11 protein-coding genes are annotated in these 13999 nt (G+C 65.1%); 10 read left to right on the top strand and 1 reads right to left on the bottom strand.

All coding sequences use genetic code 11. From position 1 onward, the window contains the following. Positions 1-7: 7 nt before the first annotated feature. The 9 genes from J6525_RS08745 (at position 8) to J6525_RS08705 (ending at position 11960) form a co-directional block, all read left to right on the top strand. Complete coding sequence (locus J6525_RS08745; RefSeq protein WP_225643666.1) at positions 8-991, top strand: NAD(P)-dependent oxidoreductase; 984 nt, start codon at positions 8-10, stop codon at positions 989-991. A 161-nt stretch (positions 992-1152) separates the two neighbouring features. Further along, the gene (locus tag J6525_RS08740) at positions 1153-2349 is read left to right on the top strand and encodes an ABC transporter substrate-binding protein (RefSeq protein ID WP_225643664.1); all 1197 of its coding nucleotides are present in this window, start codon (positions 1153-1155) and stop codon (positions 2347-2349) included. Between the two features lie 19 nt (positions 2350-2368). Beyond that, positions 2369-3226, top strand: coding sequence for a branched-chain amino acid ABC transporter permease (locus J6525_RS08735; RefSeq protein WP_050385417.1), 858 nt, complete (start codon positions 2369-2371; stop codon positions 3224-3226). Then, a complete protein-coding gene (locus tag J6525_RS08730; protein ID WP_225643662.1) occupies positions 3226-5025 on the top strand; it encodes a branched-chain amino acid ABC transporter ATP-binding protein/permease in 1800 nt (599 codons plus the stop codon). The genes J6525_RS08735 and J6525_RS08730 overlap by 1 nt, the downstream gene beginning before the upstream one ends. Continuing rightward, the gene (locus J6525_RS08725; protein ID WP_225643660.1) at positions 5006-5752 is read left to right on the top strand and encodes an ABC transporter ATP-binding protein; all 747 of its coding nucleotides are present in this window, start codon (positions 5006-5008) and stop codon (positions 5750-5752) included. Before J6525_RS08730 ends, J6525_RS08725 begins: the two co-directional genes overlap by 20 nt. 224 nt (positions 5753-5976) lie before the next feature. Next, positions 5977-9216, top strand: coding sequence for an AAA family ATPase (locus J6525_RS08720; RefSeq protein WP_376708458.1), 3240 nt, complete (start codon positions 5977-5979; stop codon positions 9214-9216). Positions 9217-9256: 40 nt separating this feature from the next. Continuing rightward, positions 9257-9898, top strand: a complete 642-nt coding sequence (locus J6525_RS08715) for a type 2 periplasmic-binding domain-containing protein (protein WP_225643657.1) — start codon at positions 9257-9259, stop codon at positions 9896-9898. After that, positions 9858-10496 carry a hypothetical protein gene (locus J6525_RS08710; RefSeq protein ID WP_225643649.1) on the top strand — a complete coding sequence of 213 codons (639 nt, stop codon included), beginning with the start codon at positions 9858-9860 and terminating at the stop codon, positions 10494-10496. Before J6525_RS08715 ends, J6525_RS08710 begins: the two co-directional genes overlap by 41 nt. A gap of 171 nt (positions 10497-10667) precedes the next feature. Beyond that, positions 10668-11960 (top strand): MFS transporter, encoded by a 1293-nt coding sequence (locus tag J6525_RS08705; protein ID WP_225643647.1) that lies wholly within the window; start codon positions 10668-10670, stop codon positions 11958-11960. Positions 11961-11964: 4 nt separating this feature from the next. Here the strand turns inward: J6525_RS08705 and J6525_RS08700 are convergent, their stop codons facing one another. Then, on the bottom strand, positions 11965-12576 hold the full coding sequence (locus J6525_RS08700) for a TetR/AcrR family transcriptional regulator (RefSeq protein ID WP_092088624.1): 612 nt from the start codon (positions 12574-12576) through the stop codon (positions 11965-11967). A gap of 158 nt (positions 12577-12734) precedes the next feature. On the opposite strand from J6525_RS08700, the gene J6525_RS08695 reads away from it, so the two are divergent. Beyond that, positions 12735-13967: a cytochrome P450 gene (locus tag J6525_RS08695; protein WP_225643645.1), complete on the top strand. Its 1233-nt coding sequence runs from the start codon at positions 12735-12737 to the stop codon at positions 13965-13967. The last annotated feature ends 32 nt before the right edge of the window (positions 13968-13999 follow it).

Genomic DNA, 13999 nt, shown 5'->3' with positions numbered 1-13999 from the left:
TCGAAACGTGAAGGTGCTGCTCGCCCATACCCCGCAGATGCGCCGCGGCTATTATGGCGAGCGCAGCCTGAGCGGCCTGCGCGCGGTCGCCGACGTCAAGCTGCACGAAGGCGAGGAGGCGCTCGACGCGGCGGCGCTGGTCAAGGCCGCGGCCGATGTCGACATCATCGTCGCCGACCGCATGACGCAGGGGCGAGGGGAGATCTTCCCGCAGCTGCCGAAGTTGCGCGCCGTCGTGCGCTGCGCGGTCGATATCCGCAATATCGATGTGGCTGCGGCCTCCGCCGCCGGCGTGCTGGTGACGCAGGCGAGCGCCGGTTTCGTCCAGTCGGTCGCCGAGCTCGCGCTCGGCTTCATCGTCGATCTGTCGCGCGGCGTCTCGCGCGCCACCGCGGATTATCATGCGGGGAGGGCGCCCGAGGTCGTCATGGGCCGCCAGCTTGCGGGAAGCACGATCGGCATCATCGGCTATGGCAGCATCGGGCGCTATCTTGCCGGGATCGCAAAAGTGCTCGGCATGAGTGTGCTGGTCGCCGATCCCTACGTAACGATCGATGATGCGGCGATCGCGCATCTGCCGCTCGACGATCTGCTGGCGCGCGCCGACTACGTTGTCTGTCTCGCGATCGCCAACGCGCAGACCGAGAACCTGATCGGGCAAGCCGCACTGGCGCGGATGCCGAAGCACGCATTCTTCATCAACCTTTCGCGCGGAAACCTTGTCGACGAGGCGGCGCTATCGGCCGCGCTGCGCGATGGCCGCATTGCGGGTGCCGCGATGGATGTCGGCCGCGCGCCGGACCAGATGCCGACGCCCGAGCTTGCGAAGCTGCACAATGTGATCGCAACGCCGCATGTCGGCGGCCTGACGCCGCAGGCGATCGAGCATCAGTCATCGGAGACGGTACGCCAGGTCGCGAAGATCGTTGCCGGCGAGATACCCGTCGGCGCGGTCAATGCCGGCTACTGGACGCGGCGGCCTCGGCCATGAAAGTTTGGCGAAGCCCAATGTCGTCCGCGGGGCTGGACAAGAGCTTCGCATCCGGCTCAGACTTGGCCCGCATAACCGCGGCCCCTGAGCGCGCGGACTATCAATGAACGGACGTCCCGCAACAAACGACGGGCGCCGAGAGGGAAACAGGGAGGCATCACATGGCTATTTCACGCCGTGACGTTTTGTTGGGCAGCGCCGGTGCATTGGGCGCCGCATCATTTTCCTTCCCGGCGCCTGCCATCGCACAGTCGGAACCGATCAAGATCGGCTGTCTCGCGGCGATCACCGGCCCGAGCTCGGCGCCGACGGTCGGCTTCAATCGCGGCGTCAACTTCGCGGTCGACGCCATCAACGGCGCCGGCGGGGTGAAGGGCCGCAAGATCGAGCTCGTGATGCGCGATACCCAGGGCGATCCGACCAAGGCGGTGAACGCCACGCAGGAGCTGATCAGCCAGGCCAAGGTGCACGCGATCTGGGGTCCGCTGAACTCGGGCGAGGCGCTGGCGACAACGCCGATCATGGCGCGCGCCAAGATGCCCGACCTGCATCCCTGCGTCGTCGAGACCCTGATCGACCCGATCAAGTTCCCCAACGCGTTCCGCATCGCGCCGTCGAACAACCAATGGGACGATGCCGTGCGCAATTACTGTCTCAAGATCCTCAAGGTGAAGAAGGTCGCCGTGATCGGCGACACCACCGGCTATGGCGTCACCGCGGTCGGCGCTTCCGTCGCGGCGTTCAAGAAGGACGGCGCCGAGGTGGCCTATCAGGCCAATATCGACGCCACGCAGCCCGACATGACGCCGGACATGCTGCGTGCCAAGAACGCCGGCGCGGAAGCGATCGTGGTGTGGAGCGTCTCGACCGGCATGGAGGCGCGCATGTTCAACACCCGCGCCGCGATGAACTGGGACGTGCCCTTCGTCGGGCATCCCTCGATGGCGTCGGGCGAGCTTGCGAGCCTGGTCGCCAAGCCGGAGAACTGGAAGAAGGTCTACGCGATCGGCTACAAGAGCTGCAGCTATGATGCCGCCGGCAAGCTGCCGCCGAAGAGCGCGGACCTGGTCGCGCGCCTGGCCGAGGCCAACGTCGCACTGAACGACACGCTGTTGTGGTGGGTCGCGGGCGGCATCGATTGCATCGAGCTGATCGCCAAGGCGGTCGCCGAAAGCGGCTCGACCGACAGCGCCGGCATCATCAAGTACTGGAACACGCTGTCGACCTATCCCGGCTATTTCGGCAATTACCGCTTCTCGCCGACCGAGCACAACGGCTACCTGACCGAAGAGATCGTGATGTCGGAAGCCTCTACCGCCAAGGACGGCACCTTCGCGCTGGCGCCAGGATATACGTAGAAGGGCGAGGGCGCAGCCGATGCTGGCCTCGATCCTTGCATCCGGTCTCGCTGCGGGCGCGATCTACGCGCTCGTCGGCGTCACCTACAACACGATGTTCTCGACCTCGCGGGTGATGAGCTTCACCGCCGGCCAGCTGGCGATGCTGGGCGGCGTGTTCGGCTCGATGTTCACGCTGAAGCTCGGCTTGCCCATTGCCGTCGGCTTCGTGCTGACGCTGCTCTGCTGCGCGGTGATCGGAATCATCACCGAATTCGTCGCGGTGCGGCCGGTGCTCAAGAGCCTCGACCAGCATCTCTACGTGCTCTCGACCCTCGCGGTCGCGCTGATGATCCAGCAAATCACCGCGATCAAATGGGGCACCGAGCCGCAGCCGTTCCCGCGCATCGCAGGGTTCGGCGAGGGCGTCCTCGATGAGAAATTCTGGCTGCCGGTCCTCGCCTGCGCCGTCACCATTGTCGGCCTTGAATATCTCTACCGCCGCACCCTGGTCGGCCGCGCGTTCCTGGCCATCGCGGAGGATAATTTTGCGGCGCGGGCGCTCGGCCTGCCGGAGCGCAATCTGCGGGTCGCGAGCTACGCGCTTGCCGGCGTGGTCGGCGGCATCGCCGGGTTTTCCGGCGGGCAGTTGCTGCTGGCCTTCTTCGCCAACGGCGCGCTGCTCAACTTCTACGGCTTCGTGCCGGTGGCGCTGGGCGGGCTCGGCAATAACAGAGGCGCGATCATCGGCGGGCTGGCGCTCGGCCTGTTCCAGCAGGCGGCGAACTTCCTGGTCGGCGGCATCTTCTCCTCGGTCGCGGTGTTCACGCTGTTCATCGTGGTGCTGCTCGCCGCGCCGCAAGGGCTGTTCGGCGCCTCGACCGCGCGGAGAGTGTGATGACGTCGGTCGTGTCCACCCCGTCCCGAGCCGACAGCGGCGTGTGGCGCGCCGCGCTGCCGCACGTCCTGCCGTTTCTCGGCATTCTGGTGGCGGCGGTGCTGCTGCCGTTCGTCAGCAACGATTACTGGGTGCTGATCGGTACCCGCATGGCGATCTACTGGGTGCTGGTGTCGGGCCTCAATCTGGTGGTCGGCTTCGCCGGTCATCTTGCGATCGGCTATGTCGCGCTGCTGACGCTCGGCGCCTACACGACGAGCGTGCTGGTTGCCGGCAACGTGATGCCGGTGCTTCCGGTATTCGTCGCCTTGCCGATCGCCGGCCTGATCGGCGCGGTCTTCGGCGTGGTCGTCGGCCTGCCGGCCCTGCGCCTGCGCACCTTCTACTTCGCCATGTCGACGCTTGGCTTTGCCACCATCGTGACCCAGATCGCGCTGGCCTGGCAGAGCGTGACCGGCGGCGGCATTGGCATTGCAGGTCCGGAATTCCCGCCGCCGTTCAATACGCCGTGGGGCTTCTACGCCCTCTGTATCGCCTTCGCCGCCTTGACCACCTGGATGAGCGCCAATGTCGCGCGCAGCCGGTTCGGCCGCGCGCTGATCGCGGTGCGCGACGCCGAGGTCGCCGCCGAGGCCAGCGGCATCTCCAAGCCGAAAATGCTGATCGCGATCTTCCTGTTCGCCGGCGCGCTGGCGGCGATCGCCGGCGGATTGTTCGCGACCCTGCAGACCTACATCACGCCCGATGCGTTCACCTTCGATCTCTCGGTGCTGTTCTTCATCGCGATCCTGATCGGCGGCCGCGGCTCGATCCTCGGGCCCATGCTCGGCACCATCATCCTGACCATCCTGCCCGAGATCGCGGCACCGCTCGCGGCTTGGTCGACCTTCCTCTACGCGGTGCTGCTGCTCGTGATCGTGCTGGTGATGCCCGGTGGCATCGCGGCGTTGCTCGATTTCCGCAACCGCCGGCCGCTCGCTAGCAACCGCGCCATCGTTCCGCGTCCCGCTGCACTCGCCGACATCGTGCGCCGCAGGGACGGCGGCAAGACGCTGCAGTTGCGTGGCATCGCGCTGAGCTTCGGCAATGTGAAGGCGATCGACGGCCTCGATCTCGATATCGCACCCGGCGCGATCCACGGCCTGATCGGACCGAACGGCAGCGGCAAGACCACGACGCTCAACGTGATCTCGGGCTACTATGCCGCCAAAGCCGGCACCATGACGCTTGGCGGCGAAGTCCTGGCCGCGGGCCAGCCGGTCAAGCGGGCCGCGTGCGGTATCGCGCGCACCTTTCAGACGCCGCGGGTGATCGGTGAAGCTTCGGTGTTGGAGAACGTCATGATCGGCGGCTCGATCGAGGGCCGGGCCAATTTCGTCGAGGCGATGCTCGCACTGCCGCGCAACGGGGCCGACGAACGTCTGCTCGCCGCCAAGGCGCACGCGCTGCTCGGCGTCGTCGGCCTCGAGGCGCTCGCCGACATACGCGCCGATCGCCTGCAACACAGCGAACTGCGCTTCATCGAGATCGCGCGGGCGTTGATGCTCGATCCGGACTTCCTGCTGCTCGACGAGCCCGCCGCGGGTCTCTCCAATGACGAAATCGAGCGGCTCGCCGGCCTGATCAAGGCGGTCTGCGGCCGCGGTACCGGTGTGCTGCTGGTCGAGCACCATGCCGATCTGATCTTCGATATCTGCCACCAGGTCACCGTGCTCAATCTGGGCCGGACGCTGGCGGCGGGAACCCCGGCGGAGATCCGCGTCCACAAGGAGGTCGTCAGTGCCTATCTCGGCGGCTGAACCGTTGCTCGCGGTCAATGGGCTGCAGTCCGGCTACGGCAAGATCCGTGTGCTGCACGGCATCGACATCACGATTGCTGCCGGCGAGGTCGTGGCGCTGCTCGGGCCCAACGGTGCCGGCAAGACCACGTTGCTGCGCGCGATGTCCGGACTGTTGCCCGTCACTGCCGGACAGGTCCGGTTCGGCGACCGCGACATGACCAACGCCACGCCGCGCGATGCCGCGCGTGCCGGGCTGGTGCATGTGATCGAGGGACATCGCGTGTTCACGCAGATCTCGGTGACCGACAATTTGCTGCTTGCCGGCTATGACCTGCCGCGCGCCGAGCGCGCCGTGCGCATCGAGGAGGCATTGGCGTTGTTTCCCGAAATCGCCGAGAAGCGGCATGAACGCGGCGGCGCGCTGTCGGGCGGGCAGCAGCAGATGCTGACGGTGGCGCAGGGCCTGGTCCGCCGGCCGCGGCTGTTGATGCTCGACGAGCCGTCCGCCGGACTGTCGCCGGTGCTGGTCGATCGTGTCCTCAACGTCATCGGCCGGCTACGCGAGCAGGGCACCTCCGTGCTGCTGGTCGAGCAGCTCTTGGAGAAGGCGCTCGCCTGCGCCGATCGCGTCTACGCGCTGGTGCAGGGTGCGATCGCGCTGGAGGCGCCGACCGGAGAGAGCGACTTGGCGCGTCGGCTCGAGCGCGCCTATTTCGGCCATGAGAGCCACGCGTTGCAGACTTAGCCAATGCAACCTGTGTGCTCGACGCCAACGGCGACGCAACTTGTGATCGGATGCGGCGTCGACTGCCGTTTTGGCGCAATCTGCACGTGCGCCATAAAATGGCACGACAGGTGCAGGCGGCTTTGCTAAGCTTCACAGCGATACCCGATTGTGGATATTTGTCGCGTTGTTTTTAAGACTTGTTGCGGTTGCCTGCGTCTGCAGCTCTCTTCAAGAGGCCTACGATGCAATGTTTGCGTTGCGGTTGTCAGAACAGGGCGACCAATGAGTATTGCGAAGGGTGCGGGGCCTCTCTCGGAATTACGTGTGAAGCTTGCGGCCACCTGAACGGTTCAAGCAGCCGCTTTTGCGGAAGGTGCGGCGCTGCGTTGACGACGGCGATTGACGCGACCCAGGTTCTGCCGTCGCACGAGCATGCCCTGAGGAGCCTGCGTGCCAAGGGCGGGGAGCGGAAGCGCCTCACGATCCTTTTCGCCGATATCAGCAACTCGACGGGCATCATCGATAGTCTCGGAGATCCCGAACTGGGCATGCGGCGCTTGCAGCCGGTGCTCGACCTGATGAACGAGGCCGTTCACCGCTACGGCGGCGTCGTCAACAAGGCCCAGGGCGACGGCGTCATGGCGATGTTCGGCGCCCCGCAGCCTCATGAGGATCACGCCGTTCGGGGCTGTCTCGCGGCGCTGGCGATGCAGGATGACGTCAAGCGCCTGCATGACGTCGATATGCACATCCGCGTCGGCGTCCATACCGGTGAGGTCGTCTTCCAGGCCATCGAGCACGGCATCTATCAAACCTATGACGCCGCGGGCGCGAACGTGCACCTCGCCAGTCGACTGGAGCACCTTGCCGAGCCCGGCACCATTCTGGTCTCGAGGGAAACCTACGCTGTCGCGAAGCAGTTCGTGGAGGTGGAGTCGCTTGGCGAGCAGGCCATTCGGGGGCTCGCGGCTCCCGTCGAGGTGCTCAGGCTGAGGGGCCTTCAGCATGCGCCGTCGAGCGGTGTCTTCCGGACCGGACGACGGTTGAGTCCCCTGACCGGCCGCGCCGACGAGTTTGCGGCGCTGACGGCTGAACTCGAGAACACCCGCAAGGGAGATGGCCGGGCGGTCGGTGTCGTCGGCGAAGCCGGCATTGGAAAGAGTCGCCTTTGCTTTGAATTTGCCGAGAGTTGTCGTAGCAAGGGCATCCGCGTCTTTGAGGCGCGTGTGCTCGCGCATGGCCGCGCAACGCCGTTTCAGCCGGTGCTGGCGCTGCTTCGGGATATTTTTGGGCTTCGCATCAAGGAGGAAGCGCCGGACGTCTCGCGCCGCCGTGTCTTCGACCGGTTGGCGGCAATGCCGGTCTCCGATCATCTGGCACCCGTGCTGCTGGAATTCCTCGGTCTGGCGGACCCGCACCAGTCTGCGCCGAAGCTGGATCCCAAGGCCCGCAAGGCCCAATTGCTCGATTTCGTCGGCGAACTGGTACGCGCCGCACCTCGTGACAATGTGACGGTCGTCCTGATCGACGATCTGCACTGGATCGATCCGGCGAGTGAGGAGTTCGTCGAGGCCCTTGCCGACGCCGTGGTCGGAACCACGACGATGCTGCTGGTCAATTTCAGGGCCGGATTGAGCGCGCCGCTGATGCAGCGATCGCATTACCGGCAGATCAACATGGCTCCGCTTGGGCCCGCGGAGGCGCAATCGATCTTGCGCGATCATTTTGGTACCGACCCGTCGCTGGCGTTGTTGAGCCGGAACATCGTCGAGCGCGCGCACGGCAATCCGTTCTTCCTGGAAGAGCTCATGAGCGCCCTTGTCGAGCGCGGCGACTTCGAGGGCGAGAAGGGCGCGTACCGGCTGAAGGGCGGCATCGACACAATTCCGCTTCCGACGACCGTGCAAGCCGTGGTCGCGGCGCGCATCGATCGCCTCGACGAACACGCAAAAAGAGCCCTCGAGGTCGCTTCGGTTGCCGGGCGCGAGATTTCGTTGTCGGTTCTCGATGCCGTTGCCGGACTGGCGAAGGCCGAGTTGCTGGAAGCCGTGGGACATTTGCGACGCGCCGAATTGCTCTACGACGTGCCTCCCTTTGAGCAGCGGCTGATCGCGTTTCGTCATCCGCTGATCCAGGAAGTCGCTTATCTGTCGCTGTTGCACGAACGGCGCCGCGAGCTTCACGCGGCCGTCGCGCAGGCGATCGAGAAGCTGTTCAAGGATCGCGCCGAGGAACGGGCGTCGCTTCTCGCCTACCACTGGGAGCATGCCGGCGAACATATGAAGGCGGCGCAGCAGCACATGCGTGCGGCGGTCTGGGTCGGTGCGAACGATCCCAGTCAGGCCTTGCGAAGCTGGAAGAAGGTGCGTGAACTGCTGACGCACCAGCCCCCATCGCAAATGACCGACTATCTGAAGATGATGGCCTGTGGCCAGATCGTGAATTTCGGCTGGCGCGAGGGAATTTCCGCCGCCGATGCGCAGGTCTATTTCGAGGAAGCCCGCGGCCTCGCGCTCGCGATGGGGGACCTGCGCGCCAACACGCTGATTCACGCTGCCTACGGCCGGATTTTGGCGAATGGCGGCTCGGCCGACGAATATGTCGAGCGGGTGCTGGAAGCCAAGGCGCTTGCCGACACCGGCACCGACACCAGTGTCCAGGTCACGCTGAAGGCCATTCTCTGCCACGCTCTCCGGCTCTCGGGACGGATGTCGGAGGCGCTGCAGATGAACATGGAGGCGGCCGCGCGCGCCTCGGAGATCGTGAAGTCGGACCGGGAGACGCTTGGATTCGACGTCGAGGTCTGGTTGACCGCCATGCGCGGGCAGACGCTCGTGATGCTGGGGCGCGGGTCCGAGGCCCGGCCGCTGCTCGATCGCGTGCTGCAACTGGATGGCAGCCAGGTCGATGCCATTCACTATGTCATTCCGAGCCTCGCCTATGTCGACCTCGCCTGGTCCGAAGGCGACGTCGGATTGGCCCAGCACCACGCCGATCGCGCCTTCTTGCTCGCGGTCAAAAGCGGCAATCCATATTTGCGCGTCTACGCCCAGGCCAGCCGCGGCCTGTCCCATATGGTGGCAGGTCGGTTCACATCATCGATCGAGGATCTGACGGCCGCGCTCGACTTCGCGCGAACCCGCAAGGCCGGCCTCGAAAACGAAGCACGGATTCTCGCCGATCTCGCGAACGCGTATCGGCAGAAAGGAGATGCGGCGGCAGCGTTGTCCGCCGTCGACGAGGCGATTGCGGTTGCAGTCAAGCGGCACGCGCGCATTCCGGAATGCCTTGCCCGATCGGTTCGCGCCGATCTGCTGTTGCGCTCCGGGCGCAGCGGTGAGGCCGAGGAAGGCACGAAGGAACTGGACCGCGCGACCGCGCTGCTTCACGAGACCGGCGCGATGATCTTCGCGCCCTTTGTCGGTAGCGCGGGAAAGACGGTCAAAGCGAGTCGAAGTTCGAACGAAGCCAATAATATTTGAGTTGCGAGTGAAATTGTTCTGATCCCATTCGGATGATCTCATGTTGTTCGCGAATGTGACGGGCGAACCGGTCGGCAAAGGAAGCGCCCGCACGTGCAGGGACGCGCTCCTTTGCGACATCCTGGCCGATTTCAGGCGTGCGTTTCCCGGTCTGCTTTTCGAGCTCGACGAAGGAAGCGCAACCGTCAATGCTCAGGCCTTCATTCGTGGCAACGACCGCGTCGTGCGGATCTATGGCGGACTGGCTTACCACGCGGCGATGAACGCCGACGGCCTGGTTTTCGCCCTGCTTCACGAGGTCGGACACCATCTGTCTAAAGGCGGTCGGCTCGCCACCAATTCCGAGCTCGGTTGCGAGTGCGCGGCGGACCGCTGGATTCTCGCCACGGGCGCAGCCCGGCTACGCAAGCGGACCGGGCGCACGCTCTCGATTGAGCGCGCGGTATCGAGCATCGAGCAATTGACCGCGCTTGCCGCCTGCGGCCTGGGAATTCGCAAGCGCGGTCCAAGCGTGTGCTGGGCCGATCATTGGCCAAGGCGCAAACATGTACTGGTTCGACCGGAGGCCGCGCCGGCAATTCCGCGGTGCTATCTGTCCGAGTTTTTACGACTGAATCAAATTGCACAAAGGGAGACGACAAATGGGTGCGCTACTTCCCGTCGGCAGCGGTCCCGATGCTGAAATCGTGGACCGGCTGAATGAGCTCTTCAGCGGCAAGGATCTGGCTACTCTTCGCAAGCACAACAAAAAGGAAAAGCTGTTTGATCCGAGCCACAGGTTACGGCGCGTGGCGTTCCGCATCGGTGCCTATCCGAGCAAGGATTACGGGAAGGATGATGCCAAGCGGAAATGGTTCTTCTTTCTCCACCATGTGCTGCCTCAGGAGACGCAGGAGGCGATCAAGAAGATCCTGGGCGACGCGATGACCCGAACCGCGATCAAGGCGGTGAAGTTCTCGGTCGAGGAAAACAGCGTGGTGACCTATCCGCATCTGTTTCCGAGCAACAACGAGCCGCTCGCGAACTACCTGAATGGGGCCGGCACCGCCTATCTTGTCCATCTGGTCGTGCAAGGGCCGATGGATGACAGCGCCGAAGATCCGCCCGGCGACAACGACCCGGACAGCGGTGAACAGCCGATCGCCTGGCCCGAGCTTTCGCTCCGCAGGCCGACGTTCAGGCGCACCAAATCAGGCGGCGGGAAGCCCGCCGGCAAGAAGAAAGCCGTCAGCAAGAAGAAGGCAGCCAAAAAGGCGGCCAAGCGTCCGCGCAAGCGTTGACGAGGCGATCACGGCGGTTGATTGTGGCGGCAAGGGTCGACGGATGCGTCGGCCCTTCTGTCTCCAGGTCGTCCTGAAATCTGGCTGGTGGCAGCGCCTGCTGCCGGCTGCCCAAGTGTCCGCCACGGCGCCGGTCCAGCCTGTTCCGTTGCGGATGGAATGCTGCGTCCGATGCGACTTCCCTTTTTCTACGGCTGGATCATCGTCGCGGTGACCTTCGTCACCATGGCGATCGGCGTCAACGCGCGTACGGCGTTCTCGCTGTTCTATCCGCCGATCATCTCTGAATTCGGCTGGGAGCGCGGCATCACGGCGGGCGCCTTCTCGTTCGGCTTTGTCGCCTCGGCGATCGCAAGTCCGCTGATCGGCCGATTGATGGACCGCGGCGGTCCGCGCGCGGTGATGGAGCTTGGCGTGCTCCTGATGGGCTCGGGCCTGCTGCTGGCGCCGCTGACCACGCAGCCCTGGCACCTCTATCTCACGATCGGCGTGCTGGTCGGCGCTGGCAGCGTTTGCCTCGGCTATTCCGGACAATCGTTGTTCGTGCCGAACTGGTTCCTCCGCCGCCGCGGACTTGCGATCGGGCTCGCCTTCGCCGGCGTCGGTATCGGCTCGGTGACGCTGCTGCCGTGGGTGCAGCACATGATCGAGCACACCGGCTGGCGCACCGCCTGCACCGCAATGGGGATCGCGGTGCTGGTCGTGCTGGCGCCGATCAATCTCTTGCTGCACAAGCGGCCGGAGGACATCGGCCTGCAGCCGGACGGCGATGCCGCGCCGACGGCGACGTCAGCCAGGCCGGCATCGAATATCGTCGACCCGGTGTGGGCCGGCACCGACTGGACGCTGTCGCGTGCGCTGCGCACCGCGCGGTTCTGGTGGATCGCGACCGGTTATTTCTGCGGCCTGTACATCTGGTACGCGGTGCAGGTGCATCAGACCAAATTCCTGCTCGACATCGGCTTCAGCTCCAGTGTTAGCGTCTGGGCGCTTGGGGTCGTCAGCCTGCTCGGCATTCCCGGCCAGATCTGGCTCGGGCATCTCTCCGATCGGATCGGCCGGGAATGGGTGTGGGCGATCTCCTGCTTCGGCTTCGTGATCTGCTTCGCCGCGCTCGCCGCCTTGAAATACTGGCCCAACATGACGCTGATCTATCTCATGGTCTTCACCCAGGGCGCGCTTGGCTATGGCCTGACATCCGTGATGGGACCGGTCGTGCTGGAGATCTTCCAGGGCAAGCATTACGGCAGCATCTTCGGCACCGTGATGCTGGCTGCGCTTGCCGGCGGCGCTGCGGGCCCCTGGATCACCGGCCAGCTCTATGATCTCTCGGGCAGCTACACCAGCGCCTTCCTGCTCGGGATCGCCGTCAGCCTGCTGTCGGCATTTGCGATCTGGCAGGCCTCGCCCCGCAAGGTCCGCGCCGTCGCCGGACAGATGCACAAGGCCGCAAGCGCGGCCTGACGCATCAGGCCGACGAAACGCCAATCGCGCGCTGCAGGTCGGTGATCGCGCGCAGGCAGCTGTCGGCGGGGGTGGTTTCCGGATCGATCAGGCGGTGCAGGCGGAAGCCATCTTCCAGCGCCAGCACGATCGCTCCGGTCCAATCCGGATCGAGTCTGCCGTTCCTGCCGCTATTCTTCTGCGCAGTCGTGACGATGTCGGCGATCAGCTTGCGCCGCGCGCGCAGACGCTTGGCGAGCTCGGGCCGGCGCTTCTCGGCGCGCGCCACGAACAGGATCATCTCCATGTGCAGGAGAGGGGAGCGGCCGAGCGGATCCTGCCGGCTGCGATCCATGGTGCGCAGCGCCTCGAGGAAGTCGGCCAGGTTGTTGTGCCGGGCGAGCAAATCGAGATTGCGCCGGATCGATTGCTCGACGTGATCCTCGAGCATCGCGAAGATCAGCTCGTCCTTGCTCTTGAAGTTCGAATAGAAGGCGCCGCGGGTGAAGCCCGCCGCGGCCGCGATCGCCTCGATGCTGGCGCCGCCGATGCCCTGTTCCTCGAACACCCGCGCCGCCGCCTCGAACAGCTTCTCGCAGGTGTCGTCCCGTGTCGGTCTGGTTCGAACCCTTGACATCGGCGCATTTTAGGGCACAATGCAACTCGATACAAGAGTGTATCGAGTTGCGTTCGACAGAACCAGAACAGCCGCATCCGTGATGATGCGGACTTAAGGATGACACCAGGGCACGCCAGCCTTTTTAGGCACCGGCGTCGCGAGCGAACGAGGTCACCATGAACGAGCAAGTTCAGCCGGCGAGCGGCGAGCCGCTTTTCAATCCACTGGCGCCTGAATTCATTCGCAATCCCTATCCGTACTACGAGCGGCTGCGCCGCCTCGATCCGATGCATGTCAATGTGCACGGCGCTTTCGTCGCCAGCCGGCACGCCGAGGCGAGCCTCGTGCTGCGCGACAAGCGGTTCGGCAAGGATTTTGCCGAGCGCTCGATCCGCCGCTACGGTCCGAAGATCATGGACGAGCCGGTCTTCCGCAGCATGAGCCACTGGATGCTGCAGCAGGATCCGCCCGACCACACCCGCCTGCGCGGCCTTGTCGTCAAGGCCTTCACCGCGCGGCGGGTCGAGGACATGCGGCCGCGCATCCAGCACGTCGTCGACGAGACGCTCGACCGCATCATTCCGCAAGGCAAGATGGACCTGATCGAGGATTTCGCGTTCCGCCTGCCGGTCACCATCATCTGCGACATGCTCGGCATTCCCGAGGAACACCGCGAGGCCTTCTACAACGGTTCGCGCGATGGCGGCCGCATCCTCGAGCCGGTGCCGCTGACGCCTGAGGAAATCAAGCAGGGCAACGCCGCCAATGCGATGGCGGCGATGTATTTCCATCAGCTGTTCGAGCTGCGCCGCAAGCAGCCCGGCGACGACCTCACCACCCAGCTGGTGCAGGCCGAAGAGGACGGCCAGAAGCTCACCAACGAGGAACTGACCGGCAACATCATCCTGCTGTTCGGCGCCGGCCACGAGACGACCGTGAACCTGATCGGCAACGGCCTACTGGCGCTGTTCCGCAACCCGGACCAACTCGCGCTGCTGAAGGCCAATCCCGGCCTGATCACCAACGCGATCGAGGAGTTCCTGCGTTACGATTCCTCGGTGCAGCTGACCGGCCGTGTCGCGCTGGAAGACATCGACGACCTCGGTGGCAAGCGCATCCCGAAGGGCGAGAGCGTGCTGTGCCTCCTGGGCTCGGCCAATCACGACGAGGCTGTCTACCCCGATCACCCCGAAAGGCTCGACATCCGGCGGCCGAACGTCAAGCCGCTGTCGTTCGGCGGCGGCATCCATTTCTGCCTCGGCGCCCAGCTGGCGCGGATCGAGGCCGAGATCGCGATCTCGACGCTGCTGCGCCGGATTCCCGACCTGCGGCTCGATGACGCGGAAAATCCGGAGTGGCGGCCGACCTTCGTGCTGCGCGGGCTGAAGCGGCTGCCGGCGAGCTGGTGACGTTCCCGCGGGTCAGCGATCCGCGGCGGGGC

The sequence above is a fragment of the Bradyrhizobium australafricanum genome (assembly GCF_020329495.1).
GTDB classification, from domain to species: Bacteria; Pseudomonadota; Alphaproteobacteria; order Rhizobiales; family Xanthobacteraceae; genus Bradyrhizobium; species Bradyrhizobium australafricanum.
Note: the sequence above shows the minus strand (reverse complement) of the source record. Positions and strands in the feature narration are given on the sequence as shown.

What these genes read in the sequence shown, in the direction of transcription:
- J6525_RS08735 (WP_050385417.1), top strand. Translation starts at nt 2,369, where the DNA reads ATGCTGGCCTCGATCCTTGCATCCGGTCTCGCTGCGGGCGCGATCTAC.
- J6525_RS08695 (WP_225643645.1), top strand. Translation starts at nt 12,735, where the DNA reads ATGAACGAGCAAGTTCAGCCGGCGAGCGGCGAGCCGCTTTTCAATCCA.
- J6525_RS08710 (WP_225643649.1), top strand. Translation starts at nt 9,858, where the DNA reads ATGGGTGCGCTACTTCCCGTCGGCAGCGGTCCCGATGCTGAAATCGTG.
- J6525_RS08720 (WP_376708458.1), top strand. Translation starts at nt 5,977, where the DNA reads ATGCAATGTTTGCGTTGCGGTTGTCAGAACAGGGCGACCAATGAGTAT.
- J6525_RS08705 (WP_225643647.1), top strand. Translation starts at nt 10,668, where the DNA reads ATGCGACTTCCCTTTTTCTACGGCTGGATCATCGTCGCGGTGACCTTC.
- J6525_RS08715 (WP_225643657.1), top strand. Translation starts at nt 9,257, where the DNA reads ATGTTGTTCGCGAATGTGACGGGCGAACCGGTCGGCAAAGGAAGCGCC.
- J6525_RS08700 (WP_092088624.1), bottom strand. Translation starts at nt 12,576, where the DNA reads ATGTCAAGGGTTCGAACCAGACCGACACGGGACGACACCTGCGAGAAG.
- J6525_RS08730 (WP_225643662.1), top strand. Translation starts at nt 3,226, where the DNA reads ATGACGTCGGTCGTGTCCACCCCGTCCCGAGCCGACAGCGGCGTGTGG.
- J6525_RS08740 (WP_225643664.1), top strand. Translation starts at nt 1,153, where the DNA reads ATGGCTATTTCACGCCGTGACGTTTTGTTGGGCAGCGCCGGTGCATTG.